The organism is Mesoplasma seiffertii ATCC 49495 (assembly GCF_000518725.1).
Classification (GTDB): domain Bacteria; phylum Bacillota_I; class Bacilli_A; order Mycoplasmatales; family Mycoplasmataceae; genus Tullyiplasma; species Tullyiplasma seiffertii.
The window spans coordinates 177,272-190,773 of the sequence record NZ_KI912486.1 but is presented as its reverse complement, the minus strand read 5'-3'; the positions used below and the strand labels follow the sequence as shown (position 1 = coordinate 190,773).

Annotated in this window: 18 protein-coding genes and 1 other annotated feature; all 18 genes read right to left on the bottom strand. The window is 30.1% G+C overall.

Going from position 1 to position 13,502, the window contains the following annotated elements; genetic code table 4:
• Positions 1 to 187 precede the first annotated feature (187 nt).
• The 18 genes from rplL to rpsF all read right to left on the bottom strand — a co-directional run bounded on the left by rplL (position 188) and on the right by rpsF (position 13,364).
• Complete coding sequence (gene rplL, locus L872_RS0103940) at positions 188 to 553, bottom strand: 50S ribosomal protein L7/L12 (protein WP_027063537.1); 366 nt, start codon at positions 551 to 553, stop codon at positions 188 to 190.
• 76 nt (positions 554 to 629) lie between these two features.
• Positions 630 to 1,130, bottom strand: a complete 501-nt coding sequence (rplJ, locus tag L872_RS0103935) for a 50S ribosomal protein L10 (RefSeq protein WP_027063536.1) — start codon at positions 1,128 to 1,130, stop codon at positions 630 to 632.
• 26 nt (positions 1,131 to 1,156) lie between these two features.
• Positions 1,157 to 1,287 (bottom strand) — a sequence feature (ribosomal protein L10 leader region).
• A gap of 33 nt (positions 1,288 to 1,320) precedes the next feature.
• Positions 1,321 to 1,968 carry a hypothetical protein gene (locus L872_RS0103930; RefSeq protein WP_027063535.1) on the bottom strand — a complete coding sequence of 216 codons (648 nt, stop codon included), beginning with the start codon at positions 1,966 to 1,968 and terminating at the stop codon, positions 1,321 to 1,323.
• A 287-nt stretch (positions 1,969 to 2,255) separates the two neighbouring features.
• Positions 2,256 to 2,939 carry a hypothetical protein gene (locus L872_RS0103925; RefSeq protein WP_027063534.1) on the bottom strand — a complete coding sequence of 228 codons (684 nt, stop codon included), beginning with the start codon at positions 2,937 to 2,939 and terminating at the stop codon, positions 2,256 to 2,258.
• A 173-nt stretch (positions 2,940 to 3,112) separates the two neighbouring features.
• Positions 3,113 to 3,796 (bottom strand): 50S ribosomal protein L1, encoded by a 684-nt coding sequence (rplA, locus tag L872_RS0103920; RefSeq protein ID WP_027063533.1) that lies wholly within the window; start codon positions 3,794 to 3,796, stop codon positions 3,113 to 3,115.
• Complete coding sequence (rplK, locus tag L872_RS0103915) at positions 3,796 to 4,224, bottom strand: 50S ribosomal protein L11 (RefSeq protein ID WP_027063532.1); 429 nt, start codon at positions 4,222 to 4,224, stop codon at positions 3,796 to 3,798. The genes rplA and rplK overlap by 1 nt, the downstream gene beginning before the upstream one ends.
• Before the next feature lie 158 nt (positions 4,225 to 4,382).
• On the bottom strand, positions 4,383 to 5,039 hold the full coding sequence (gene nusG, locus L872_RS0103910) for a transcription termination/antitermination protein NusG (protein WP_027063531.1): 657 nt from the start codon (positions 5,037 to 5,039) through the stop codon (positions 4,383 to 4,385).
• Between the two features lie 11 nt (positions 5,040 to 5,050).
• Positions 5,051 to 5,437: a preprotein translocase subunit SecE gene (gene secE, locus L872_RS0103905; RefSeq protein WP_245576618.1), complete on the bottom strand. Its 387-nt coding sequence runs from the start codon at positions 5,435 to 5,437 to the stop codon at positions 5,051 to 5,053.
• 1 nt (position 5,438) lies between these two features.
• Positions 5,439 to 5,597 (bottom strand): 50S ribosomal protein L33, encoded by a 159-nt coding sequence (gene rpmG, locus L872_RS0103900; protein WP_027063529.1) that lies wholly within the window; start codon positions 5,595 to 5,597, stop codon positions 5,439 to 5,441.
• Positions 5,598 to 5,662: 65 nt separating this feature from the next.
• Positions 5,663 to 6,406, bottom strand: coding sequence for a 23S rRNA (guanosine(2251)-2'-O)-methyltransferase RlmB (rlmB, locus tag L872_RS0103895; RefSeq protein ID WP_245576617.1), 744 nt, complete (start codon positions 6,404 to 6,406; stop codon positions 5,663 to 5,665).
• Positions 6,406 to 7,731: a cysteine--tRNA ligase gene (gene cysS / locus L872_RS0103890; RefSeq protein WP_027063527.1), complete on the bottom strand. Its 1,326-nt coding sequence runs from the start codon at positions 7,729 to 7,731 to the stop codon at positions 6,406 to 6,408. The genes rlmB and cysS overlap by 1 nt, the downstream gene beginning before the upstream one ends.
• 9 nt (positions 7,732 to 7,740) lie before the next feature.
• Entirely contained in the window at positions 7,741 to 8,652 is a 912-nt protein-coding gene (locus tag L872_RS0103885; protein ID WP_027063526.1) for an ECF transporter S component, read from the bottom strand.
• Between the two features lie 145 nt (positions 8,653 to 8,797).
• The gene (locus L872_RS0103880; RefSeq protein WP_027063525.1) at positions 8,798 to 10,189 is read right to left on the bottom strand and encodes a hypothetical protein; all 1,392 of its coding nucleotides are present in this window, start codon (positions 10,187 to 10,189) and stop codon (positions 8,798 to 8,800) included.
• Between the two features lie 81 nt (positions 10,190 to 10,270).
• Entirely contained in the window at positions 10,271 to 11,614 is a 1,344-nt protein-coding gene (dnaB, locus tag L872_RS0103875; RefSeq protein ID WP_027063524.1) for a replicative DNA helicase, read from the bottom strand.
• Position 11,615: 1 nt separating this feature from the next.
• The gene (gene rplI / locus L872_RS0103870) at positions 11,616 to 12,059 is read right to left on the bottom strand and encodes a 50S ribosomal protein L9 (protein ID WP_027063523.1); all 444 of its coding nucleotides are present in this window, start codon (positions 12,057 to 12,059) and stop codon (positions 11,616 to 11,618) included.
• 111 nt (positions 12,060 to 12,170) lie between these two features.
• A complete protein-coding gene (gene rpsR, locus L872_RS0103865; RefSeq protein WP_027063522.1) occupies positions 12,171 to 12,398 on the bottom strand; it encodes a 30S ribosomal protein S18 in 228 nt (75 codons plus the stop codon).
• A 21-nt stretch (positions 12,399 to 12,419) separates the two neighbouring features.
• Positions 12,420 to 12,890, bottom strand: coding sequence for a single-stranded DNA-binding protein (locus tag L872_RS0103860; RefSeq protein WP_027063521.1), 471 nt, complete (start codon positions 12,888 to 12,890; stop codon positions 12,420 to 12,422).
• A 33-nt stretch (positions 12,891 to 12,923) separates the two neighbouring features.
• Positions 12,924 to 13,364 carry a 30S ribosomal protein S6 gene (gene rpsF, locus L872_RS0103855; protein ID WP_027063520.1) on the bottom strand — a complete coding sequence of 147 codons (441 nt, stop codon included), beginning with the start codon at positions 13,362 to 13,364 and terminating at the stop codon, positions 12,924 to 12,926.
• Positions 13,365 to 13,502: the final 138 nt, after the last annotated feature.

The following is a 13,502-nucleotide window of genomic DNA, read 5'->3' as shown; positions in this document are numbered from 1 at the left end:
AATAAGACTAAGAGAATAGTAGAAGCTCTTAACTAACTAAACTACACTCAATTTATTAGATTTTAACACTATTAAAATAAGTTTTCCACAGTAAATTTTAAAATTTACTTTTTTGGGCAACTATTTAAATGATATAAAAAACAAAAAACAGACTTATGTCTGTTAATTATTTTTAAGTATTTTAAAATTATTTCAAATCTACTGATGCTCCAGCTTCAATTAATTGAGCTTTCATTGCTTCAGCGTCTTCAATTTTAACGTTTGCTTTAACAGTTACTGGCATTTCTCCATCAACTAATTTTTTAGCATCCATTAATCCTAAACCTGTTAATTCTTTAACAACTTTAATAACTTGAACTTTTTGTGATCCTGCTGATGTTAATAATACTGAAACTTCTGAAGGTGTAGCGTCTGCTGCTCCTGCTGCAGGTGCTGCAACTGCTGCTGCTGCAACTACTCCGAAGTGTTCTTCGATTGCTCTAACTAAATCGTTTAATTCAGCTAACTTCATTTCTTCTAATGCTTCAATAATTTGTTCTTTTGTAATAGCCATAATATATGTCTCCTTTTATCTTTCTTTTTTTATGTTTGTGTTTGCGCCACTAATACACTTTGTGTTTTTTGATTGATTAGTTTGTTTTTGTTTCAGCGATTGCTTTTGTTAATAACATGAATTGACGTAATGGATAGATCAATCCAGAAGCAAACATTGAGTATAGTTCTTCTTTTGAAGGTAAAGATGCAATTTCGTTAATTGCAGCTGTATCCATAACTTTTCCTTCATAGATACCAGCTTTTAATTTCATATCTTTGTTTGTTTTAGCAAAGTTTGAAACTAATTTTGCTGCAGCAATTGCGTCATCATTTGAAAAGATGAATACGTTTTGTTGAGTTAAGAATTCACTTAAGTCTTCAAATCCAGCTTTTTCAGCTGCTCTTGTAACTAATGAATCTTTGTAAACTTTAACTTCAATATTTTGTTTTAAAGCTTCACGTCTAAATTCAGTCATTTGAGCAACAGTTAAGTGTTTGTATTCAGCAACAGCAACTCCTTGCGCATTTTGCATTTTTGAAATAATTTCTTCAACTATTTCTGCTTTTTTAGCATGTGCGGGTCTTGTATTTGACATTGACATTCCTCCTTGTTCTATTTTGTTAACCTAATAAAAAACCTCGATTTTTCAACCGAGGAAAACAAAAAAGTTTTTTTAAAGTAAAAACATTTTTCCTCGGTAACAAATTAAGGGCGAACCCAGTTACTTTCTTCGGTACTAATAGCAATAAAATAATACCACAATTAGTTTAATGCTTCAATGACTATTAATGCTTCTTTTTTAGTTCACGTGCATTTTCATTTTTAACTGCTATATCAAAGAATAGTAAAAATGAGTTCAGCGGAACTGGTATTAATGAATAAGCAATCAATACACCTTTTGGTATTCTGTTCTTATACATGATCTTTGTAAATAAGATAACTGATAGTGTAAAGCTTAAACAAAAGACGATAGAATATGTGATTTGAATTAATATTAAAAATGTTAGATCTACATTTGTTTTTGCATTTTCTCTTAGCAATTTAAAAATGAATATTGTAACAATGAAACCAAAAAACCAAAGTATGTGAATAGCCAAATTTATAATCCCCATTACTCAAATTGTTAAATTAATTTGTTCACGAGTAACTGGGTAATTTTTCTTTTTTTCCATAGTTTCAAGAATATAATAAGGAATTGTCAGTGGAAACAATATATAAAAGAATATTTTAAAGAACTGATACTTTTGATTGGCAAATGCGAAACTTCCTAATAAACCAAGAATTGATATGACTTCCATGGCAAGTGCTCCATATGAATTCGCGTTTCATGAGTTGTACCTTAAGTCAATAAGAAACGCACCTATGTAAAACACGCTTGATAACATATATAAAGAAGATATAACTGCAAATAAACATAGTTTTGCTATTTTCATTTTTGTTCCTTTCTAAAAATAAAGTCAACTGACATCGCAATTAGTGAGCTATTTTTTTAATGTGCTTAAGTAGTTCTAATAATCTTTTATGGCTGATTGGTAGTAGCTAGCAGATTAACTTACATTTATACTATAATTTTCTCTCACCCTTATTTGCAATTAAATATTTTAAAAATAAAGAGAACTTAAAAACTAAAAAAGTTATTTATTTTATATAACTAGCATTTTATTAACTTGTTTAATTTACGATCACGCATCTATACTTATCAATGAAATTTCCTTAATTGTTATTTAACAGTTTCGGTCGAATTGTTAGTGCTTTTTTGAATCTTGTTAGTTTTTAATACTAAATTATAAAACAATAAAAATGCACTTAATGGTTGAGGGATAAACGCATTAATAATGTTTAAACAGCGTGAAATTTTGCTTTTTTTAACTGCCTTAACTAAAGCAATACATGACATAGCTGTTCCAACAATATAGCAACAATGTAAAATTCATATTAAAGCCTTTGCCGCCTCTTGGTTGACTATTCAAAATCAAAAGTAAACTCTAATTTCATAGTAATGACTAGCAATACTCAAAAAGAACATAAAAAATGCCATTATTGAAATCAACGTTCAATTTGTTATTAAGTTTAAAAGTCATATTACAAAAGTAATTTTTTGAGCTTGCTGTTCTGTAACTTCAAAATGCTTGGTTTTATCATTAAGAGAAATGATTAAGTATGGAATTGTTAACGGTAGCAGTATATAAAATAAAAATTGAAGATATTTAAGATATTTTGTCGTAAAGGCAAAACTACCAATTAAACCAATAACACAACCTCCTAAAATAAATAACATTATAAATGAACCTCAAGAAAAACTATCAAAAATATAATTCACTCCTAAAAATCCTAGACAGAATATCGTTCCAAACATATAAATTGATGATATTAAGCTATATAAACAAACTTTTGCTACTTTCATATAAGCCTCCTAAATATAACTATGTTTTAACCATTTATAATTTTTACTTATTAGATTGCTTATTGGTAGCAAACAAAGATTTATAAATTAGAAACCAAAGAAACTTTTTGTATTCAAAATTGGCAAACAAAAAAAGACCCAAAGGTCTTTTAAATTAGTAATTAAATTGTTAATTAGTTAATGTTAACTTTAATTCCAGGCCCCATTGTTGTTGAGATTGTTACGTTAAGTACGTATTCTCCTTTAACTGTTTGAGGTTTTGCTTTTTTAATTTCTGAAACGATTGTTTTAAAGTTTTCTTCTAATGCTTCAACTGAGAATGATGCTTTTCCAAGAATAGCATGAACATTTCCTTCTTTATCAGCACGGAATTCAATTTTCCCTTTTTTAACATCATCAATTGCTTTAGCAACGTCCATTGTAACAGTTCCAGTTTTAGGGTTAGGCATTAATCCTTTTGGTCCTAAAACTTTCCCGATTGCTCCTAATTTAGCCATCATTTCTGGTGTAGCAATAATTACGTCAAAGTCAAATCAGTTTTCTTTTTGAATTTTTGCAATTAAATCTTCTCCACCAACAAAGTCAGCACCAGCATCTTGAGCTTCTTTAACTTTAGTATTTGTTAATACTAAAACTTTTTGAGTTTTCCCTGTTCCTGATGGTAATACTACTGCACTACGAATTTGTTGATCAGCTTTTCTTGGATCAATGTTTAAGTTGAAAGCGATTTCAACAGTTGAATCAAATTTAGTTGTTGCTGTATCTTTTGCTAATTGTAAAGCATCTTTTACTGAGTAAACTGTTTGTTTTTCAACTTTAGCTGCAGCTTCTTTAAATCTTTTTGTAACTTTAGCCATTATTTAGTTTCCTCCATACCTTCAATTTTGATTCCCATATTTTTTGCTGTTCCAGCAATAATTTTCATAGCTGCTTCAATAGTATTTGCATTTAAGTCAACCATTTTGTATTCAGCAATTTTTCTAATTTCGTCTGCTGAGATTGTTGCTACAACTTCTTTTCCAGTGTTATGAGCACCTTTTTCAATTTTTGCTGCTTTTTTTAACATCGCTGCAGCAGGTGTTGTTTTTAAAACAAAGTCAAATGATTTATCATCATAAGCTGTAATAACAACAGGAACAATATCTCCAGCGCGTTCTTTAGTTGCGTCGTTGAATTGTTTTGTGAATTCAGGCATGTTAATTCCTAGAGATGCTAATTCAGCTCCTGGTTTAGCTTGCATAGCCATGAATTCTAATTTTGCGATACGTGTGATTTTTTTAGCCACGGGTTTGTCCTCCTAATATTTATTTAGTTGACTGGTTTTTACTCGCTGTGGTTCATGTGAATACTAACTTCATAGTTCTTCTCCCACAATAAAAATCGGCCTTTAATAATTATAATACAAAAAAAGAAAAAGTGCACATTGCACTTTTTGATTATTTATTAATATTCCTTAACTGGTTCTAGGTTTTCAAACATCATTTCTAAAGTTGTGTAACGTCCAAACATTTCAATTGAAACTAACGCTACCCCTTTTGAATAATCCATTTCTTTGACAAGTCCTTCTTCACCAGCATGAATACCTTCTTTGATAGCTACTAATTCTCCAACTTCAAAGTTAGCAGTTTTTAATTCTTTTTTAGCTACTGCTTCGCCTTTTACTTTTTCAGTTTTTGCTTCAACTTTTGTATCAGTAGTGTCAATATCTAACTCTACAACTTCTTCTTCAGGCATTAACATTCTTAATACTTCTTCAGTTGCCAATGGAAATGGTTTCGCTCCTCTTCCAGAAGAACCAATAAATCCAGTCACCCCAGGAGTATTTCTAACGATGAATCAAGCTTTTTCAGACATAATCATATTAATAAAAATATATCCTGGAAAACGGTTTTTAACTGCTTTTCTCCCAGTTTTAGTTGTTGTTGATCCTTTTGAAATTCTTACATCAAAAACTTCATTTTCTAAGTTTGATGATTTAATTTTTTGTTGTAAATCAGCTAAAACTTTATCTTCATGACCAGTTTGTGAATTGACAACGAATCATTGTCCCTTTGCGCTTAAGATTTCATCTTCTAACTGTTTTAAATCAATGTTTGACATTTTTGTTCTCCTTATATAACTTTAATTAATACAAATAATTGTTGTAGTCCTCAATCAACAAAGAAAAATAAGACTGCGAAAAATAACATAAATAAAATAACGATAATAAACTTTCTTGTTAAATTTTCTCGACCTGATCATTTAATTTTATTGACTTCTTTTGCCATTTTAATTGGAAACTCTTTAAATGCCAATTTAATATCAACTTTTTCTTTTTCCGGTTTAACTTTTATTTTTGCTTTTGTTTCTTTAGATATTTTTGTAGCCACTTTTTTGGTTGACTGTTTACCACTATTTAGTTGGTCTTCATTGCCTGTTAATGATTGCTTATTCGCCATTTTAGCTAACTTTGCTTGAGCTTTTAACTCTTTTTTTAATTGTTTATCGTGTTTTGCCATACTATCTTGTTTCCTTGTGCAGTGTGTGTGCATTACATGTTGTACAGAATTTTTTAATTTGTAATCTTTCTTTTTGAGTTAGAGTACTTTTTGTAAGAGAATAATTTCTACTCAAACAATCTTCACATACCAATATAATTTTTCGACTATTTGAACCCATATTGTTATCCCCCTCATCATTTATATTATATAGAAAGCAGTTTTTTAAGCAACTTATAACCCTACTTAATCTAATTTTCCAATTTTATTGGCAACTTCGAACAAAACAATTGCAGCAGCCACTGAAGCATTAAATGAATCAATTGTCTTTGTTGACGGAATGAAAATATTCATATCGCTATTTTTAGTAACTAGCTCCGAAACGCCTTTTTGCTCATTTCCAATAATCAATACAGACTTTTGAGCGAAATCGACTTTGCGAACATCAACTGAATCTTTATTAAGATTTGTTGAATAAACTCAAAACCCTTGTTGTTGTAATTCTTTAATTGCATTACTTAAATTACTTACCTTAGAAATGTTTAAATCATAAACTGTTCCTGCTGATGTTTTTACAACTGTTGAATTAACTGATACTTGCTTACGGTCAAGCATAACAACTTGATCTACTCCCAATAAACTTGCTGACCTTAAAATCGCTCCAAAATTGTGTGAATCATGAATTTGATCTAACATCAAAACTATTGCCGTTGCTTTTTCTTTTAATGAGTCTAGTGCTTCAGCAAATGGTACATAATTGTATTCTTTAACTTCTGCAACAATTCCTTGATGATTAACTGATTCATAGAACATTTTATCTAACTGTTCATCAGTAGTTTTAATCACCTTAATTCCAAATTGATCAAGACTTGTAAATTTTTCTAAATATTTAAAATCTTTTACTCAAATTTTACGAATCATTTTAGGGTGTTTTTGAACAAACTCTTCAATTGCATGTCTACCATATATTAAATTCAATTGTTCCATCATTACACCAATTTCTTTCTTACTAGTTCTTCACGCAATTTGTCAGCTACCTCAAAATCTTTATCTGCAAGAGCTAATTTTCAAGCTTTAAAAATTTCTTGTTCTTCGCCAGTATACTCAATATTTAATAAATCAGTAAACCCCAAAATACTAAAAATTTTCTTAAGACTGTTAAACTTACTAATTCATTCAGTTTGATCAGGGTTATTAAGTTCCTTATTAATTTCTTTAATAACTCGGTCAATAATTGTTAAAACCAAAGCTGTGTTTAAATCATTGTCCATTTGGTCATTAAACTCCTCAATAATTGATTTATCAATTTCACTAGCAAAGTCTTGCTGACTTAATAGCAAAATACTCAAAACTTTTTTACGCAAATTCTCAACTTTTTCAAAAAACTTTTTACCTTGTTCAATAATGTCCTGACCAATATTTAACGGTTGACGATATTGAGAAGTCAGAAAAATTCAGCGTAATAAATCTGGACCATTATTCAAAACAAAATCTTTAACCAAGATTGTGTTTCCCAATGATTTTGACATTTTTTCATCTTCTAGTGTTAAATGACCATTGTGCATTCAACTATTAGCAATTTCTCGACCATTGTGAGCAATATATTGAATTCGTTCATTTTCATGATGAGGAAATTTTAGATCAACACCCCCCGCATGAATATCAACTGTTTGATGATTAAAATACTCGTCAATCAAGACTGCACATTCAGTATGTCATCCAGGACGCCCCTCACCAAATTTTGATTCTCATTTAATTCCGACATTAGTTTTTTTTCAAAGTACAAAATCTAATGGATCGCGTTTTTTAGAATCAATCTCAACTCGCTCTCCAGAAATTAACTCTTCAATTTTACGTCCTGACAATTTTCCATAAGTTTGAGTTCATTTTTTAATATTAAAATAAACATCACCATCAACTACATAAGCATCATCATTTTCAACAAGTTTTTCAATGAAGGCTAACATATTTGACAATTTCTCACTAATTGGGATTAACTTAGTTGGCATTGCAACATTCATAGACTTTAAATCGTCAATATAGGCTTTAGTAAAGAATTCTGAAACTTCTTTTTCAGTCAAATTTTCTTCAATAGCTTTTTTAATAATTTTGTCATCAACGTCAGTTATATTTTGCAAGTAATTAACTTCAACGTTTCGGCTTTTCAAATATCGAGTTAGAACATCAACTAAAATTGCTGGGCGTGCGTTTCCAATATGAATGTAGTTATAAACAGTTGGTCCACAAGAATAAATATTAATTTTTGATGTTGGTAAAAGGTTTTTTTCACTAGTTAGAGAATCATAAATTTTCATTGAGCCCTCCTATTTAGTATTTTTAATTAATGGTCTTAAAACTGTATATACAGTAGTCAAGACAGCAGTATTAAAGATTATCTTGAATGGCACTTGAAGAACACGTAAAACTACCATGGAAATATAAGCATTAGAACCACCTGCAGCAAAAAATCCTGAATCTCCTCAAGCTGAAATAATAATTGTACAAATTAATTCTGTTACAACACAAATTAAAACAACTGGTAAAACTGTATCTAACCAATAAGTTTTTTTAGTTAAATAAAGTACCGCGCATAAAATATAAACAACGATTAACGTCAAACTCATCATAATTAAAAATAAGTATGGGTAAAATGACGGGTTAACTTCAATACCTAAAAAACTAATGTTTTCTAAAGTAACATTTTTAAAAATAAATCACATAATTCCTGTGAATAATACAATCACTCCTGTAATTAATGAAATTGAAAAAATACGACGTTTCCCTACTCATTTAAATGCATAAGAACATAAACCTGATCAAAACCCAAATCCAATTGCCACTAAAAAATAAGCCACGTGAATATATGACGGCACAAACATCATCGTCAAAGTTTCGGTTGCAAGTCCAACAATAATACCTACTATTGGTCCAAAAATCATTCCAGTAATCTTAATCATGATTCCTTCGAAAGCGACCCTTATTGGTGGAAATACAGTAATTGGTAAAGTTAAAGAAATAACAACAGTAATTGCTACTGAAACAGCGACCATCATTGAAATATAAGTTATATTTCTAGTATTAAATTTCATCCCAGTATAAGGAATATTACGACGTTTTTTATACTTATAAATAAATCCTTGTCCCCCAGCATAAACTGCTGCAATGGTAAATGTGAATCATGTCGCAAGAATTGCTAAATTATGGCCCTGTAATAAGTAGTCACTAACTGCTCTCATAAATTCACTCCTTTTATCATAAGAATAACATATTGTTTAAAAATCTTAGTTAATATTAATTATATTGGTTTTTTAACCCAATTTATATACTAAACTTTAAGATATAAAAAATATAGCATTAAGCTATATTGTCAAATCCTAAAATTTATTTAAGTTTATCCTCTTTAGAAACTTGTAAATTAGTTAATTTAAAGTCTTTAAACTTGTTATGGAAATTGATTGTCCCTGTTTTTTTATTAGCAGTTTCAAGCCCTTGACCGTTCTCTGTTACTTGTGAATCTTTATCACCATTAAATTGATATCCTACCAATACTCAACCAAATTGAGTTTTTGCTTTTCCATCTTTTTCAACTTTAACTCCAGCAACTGATGGGCGGTAGACTGCTCTAATTCCCTCAACTTTTGCTTCAAGTGTGTAAGTTTGACCTTTTTCTTCACCTGTTTTTAATTCAACGTCAGTATTATAAACATATTTAACATCAATTGTTGTTGGTGCAGTAACATAAGATAATTTATTATTAACTGTTAAAGAAAATTTATCCTCTTTATCTTTATCTTTAGTAGCCACATACTCAAACTTCAAATCATCAAGTTTATCGGGAGTAACTGTTAAGTATTCTTTTCTAAACTCATCAGTTTTTTCTTTTTTAGTAAACTCTGCATCCTTGAAAATGTCAGCTGCTACAACTGTATCTTGTGAAATCGTTTTTTGACCAAAAGGATCATAAGCTGCATTTCCAGTTTGCCCTTTAGCCTTATTTGCTGATTCCTCTGTTAGTTCATAAACATTTGTTTCGGGAGATAAATATTCACCAACTGCCAACTTATCGCTTTCAATTGTTTCAGCATTTTCCAAATAAGCAATTTTGTTATCAGCATTAGCTGTTTCAAAACTATACTCAATTTTTGTAAAAGACCCATTTTTTGAACTATATTCACCCTCACTTGCAACTGATTTGAAGAATTCCAAATTATCTTCAACAACTTCCAGTTTACCACCAGATGCTTTTTTTGCAATTTCTTCATCAACTTTTCCATCATCTACAAATTTTTGTAATTGATATAGACCTAATAAAGATGAGATTTCAGTATTTTGAAATTTACCATAATATTCTTCGGGTGTTCCTAAAATTTCATTATAAATTCCGTCAACGCTAGTTCCTTCATCGCTTCCTTCAAAAATCTTTTTGTGTGATAAGAATTGGTCTTGGGTTGTTTCACGACCACTATAAGTCAAAACATTCGAAATGTCTGAACGTAAACGGTTAAAAACTCCAGTTCTTCCATTTAACCCGATATTAATCGCTTCTTTTTGATCAACGGCTTTCTTTTCTTTTCATTCCTTAAACGCCTCTGCATCGTTTATATACTTATTATTTTCTTTATCTCATTTAACAAAGTCAGCTTCATTCAACATGTTTTCAGAGTTCGCAAAATATGTAGGAATATTTTTAACGGGTGTTGAACACGCAATAACAGACGCTGTACCTGCTGAAACAATTGTTGCTGACATTAAAAGTCCCAATATTTTTTTCATATAGTATCCTCTTTCTAGATATTTTGCCTTTAAAGCACAATTATATATATTATAACAATAAAAAAGAGTTTTAAAAGACCCTTAGTTTCTATCGGTAAATTTACCATGCGCTTTATCAAAATATAATTCTACTGTTCCAGTTGAACCATTTCTATGTTTAGCAATAATTAGCTCCACTTCTGAAATTGGATCTTCAATTTGCTCTGGAGTACGATTGTGATTTTGATAATCATCACGGAATAAAAACATAATAATATCGGCATCTTGTTCGATTGCTCCTGAATCACGTAAGTCTGACATTAATGGTCGTTTATCCTCACGTTTTTCAACTCCACGTGATAACTGTGATAAACAAACAATTGGAATTCCTGTATCACGAGCAATGCGTTTCAATTGTCGTGAAATATTAGAAATCTCGTTTTGGCGATCATTACCACTAGCTCCTGGTGTTGTAATCAATTGCAAGTAATCGATAATACATAATTCAACTTCATGATCACGCTTTAATTTATGTAATTTTGATTGAATTTGTTGAATTGTAATTCCTGGTGTGTCATCAATAAAAATATTTGTTGATTGCAAACGATCATCTGCTCTTGTTATTTTTAATCAGTCATCTTTTTGCAAGTTTTTTCCTGTACGCAATTTTGTAGAATCAATTTGCGTCATCGTTGCTAAAATTCTTTGAGTTAATTGTTCTTTTGGCATTTCGATTGAAAAAATTGCCACTCCCTTGCGCCCTTGATTGGCAGCATTGTAAGCTAAATTTAATGAAAAAGCTGTTTTCCCAACTGAAGGACGAGCCGCTAAAATAATTAAATCTGAGGCTTGCAATCCTGATGTCATTTTATCCAATTTAGCAAATCCAGTTGTAACCCCAGTTAAAGTTTCTTCACGTTGTTCTAAATCTTTAATCTTTTTAATAACTTCTTTGGCAGCAAGTCCAATTGAAGCAATTTCAGTTTTTTTAGCTTCCAAATCTATTTCTAATAATTCTCTTTGAGCTTGATTTAAAACTTCTTCTAGACTAGAGTTGCTTTTACGTAGCTCCTGAATTTTCATAAGTGTCGAATCGAATTTTCTTGACATACTTGCTTTAAAAACAATATCAATATAATCTTCTACACCTTCATCAGTATAAAAATAATTTCCAATTTCAGAAATTTGCTCAGCTCCACCAGCTTTTTCTAATTGTTTTTTACTTTCCAAGTGCATTGCGACAGTTGTCGTTGATAGTTCCTTTGAGTTTTGGTTTAACTCAATAATTGCATTAAAAATTAACTTATGAGCACTTCTGTAAAAATCATCGCTTACTAAACGCACCAAAATATCAGGTAATGCATTAGGAGAATGAATTGCAATTGCAAGCACAATTTTTTCTGCTTGATCCAATACCTCAAATTGTTGCTGTGTTTGACTTTCCATTTTACGCTTCCTTAATTTCTACTTTCAATTTGGCTTCAATTCCAAATTCTAATTTAATACGAACATAATGTAACCCAATTTGGTTTAAATTTTTAAAGTTAATAAACTTTCTTTTATCTACAGTAATGTGATAAACTTTTGCCAATTGCTCAGCAATATCTTGATTTGAAATTGAACCAAATGCTTTATCATCAATAACTTGTAACTTAAATTTAAGTGTTACTTCTTCAATTGCTTTTTTGATTAGCATTGTTTGCGCTTTTGCTAGTTCTTGTTCTTCATTAGCAGTTTGAAGTTTTGTTTTTAATGTTTTAATACTATTTTCAGTAGCTAATTTAACAAGCCCATTTGGTAGTAAGTAGTTTCTTGCATATCCATCAGAAACTTCTTTAACCTCATCTTTTTTTCCTTGACCTTTAACATCTTTTAAAAATATAACTTTCATATAATCAGCTCCATTTCTTATTCTTATTTTATTATAAAAACATTGACTTATTAAGGCGATTGCTGGGGAAAATAAAAAAACCACTAAAAGTGGTTTTAAATACATTTACTATTATTCAACAACGTATGGTAATAAAGCCATTTGACGTGCTCTTTTAATAGCTAAAGCTAAAACTCTTTGGTCTCTTGGAGATGTACCAGTAACTCTTCTTGGTAAGATTTGGCCATTTCCTGAGATAAATTTTTTTAACATTTCAACATCTTTATAATCGATGTATTTAATATTATTCTTAGCAAAGAAATTAACTTTTTTTCTTTTTTTAACGAATTTTTTTTGCATAAAATTTTACTCCTTCTGTTATTAATCTCATAATATAGAATCATCATCACTTAAAATGATTTCATCTTCATTAGAAAGGTTCCCAACTGGTTGTTGATCTTGTTGACCATAACCATTATTTTGATCTAAATCAAAGTTTGAATCAGGTTGAGGTGATTGGCTTGAAGTAGTTGATGAATTGCTGCTACCTTTAGATTCAAGGAATTGTACACGGTCAGCGTTTACATTAACGATAGTTTCGTATTTACCGTTTGTATTGTTTGATCTCACTGAAATTCTTCCTGTAACTGCAATTAAGCTACCTTTTTTTAAAAATTTAGCCATATTTTCAGCAGCTTTATCTCATGCTACACATGGGATAAAGTTTGTAAACTCTTTATCACGACTAAATTCAGAAACTGCTAATGTGAAACCTACAAATTTAGATCCATTTCCAGCTTCTCTTAGTTCAGGATCTCTGGCTAATCTACCAATTAAACTAACTTGGTTCATATGGTTGTCCCCTTCTCTTTCTTACAATTAATACTATTTAACTTCTTCAGCTTTTGGAGCTTCAGCTTTTGGTGCTTCATCTCTATTAAAGTTTTTGTTAAATGGTTTTTTGAAGTTTCTTCTTTCACGACGTTCTTCTTCAAATTTTGTCATATCTGTTTTTGATAATTCTGTTGTTTGTTCATAGTTTTGTAAGTTTTCAGTATTTAATACTAATGTTCTTACAACGTTTTTGTCAATTCCCGCAACACGTTCAAATTCAGCAACTGCAGCTGTTGTTGCTTCAACAATAACTACTGTATAGAATCCTTTTTTCTTGTGGTTAATTTCGTAAGCAAAGTTCATTAAACCTAAATCTTTACTTTCAACAATTTTTCCACCTTCAGCTAAAATACCATTCAATTTGTCTGATAATTCTTTAGCGTCTTTAACGTCTTGATCAAGAATATACATAATTTCATATTTTCTAATCATAATTAAATTCTCCTTATGGTCTTGTGGGCCGTTAAGCCAAGGAGTTAATCCGTGTAATTAACTCGCATAATAAATTATAACTTAATCTTAATCATTTTAAAACCGTTACCAATGATAAACTATTTTATTATCAACTAA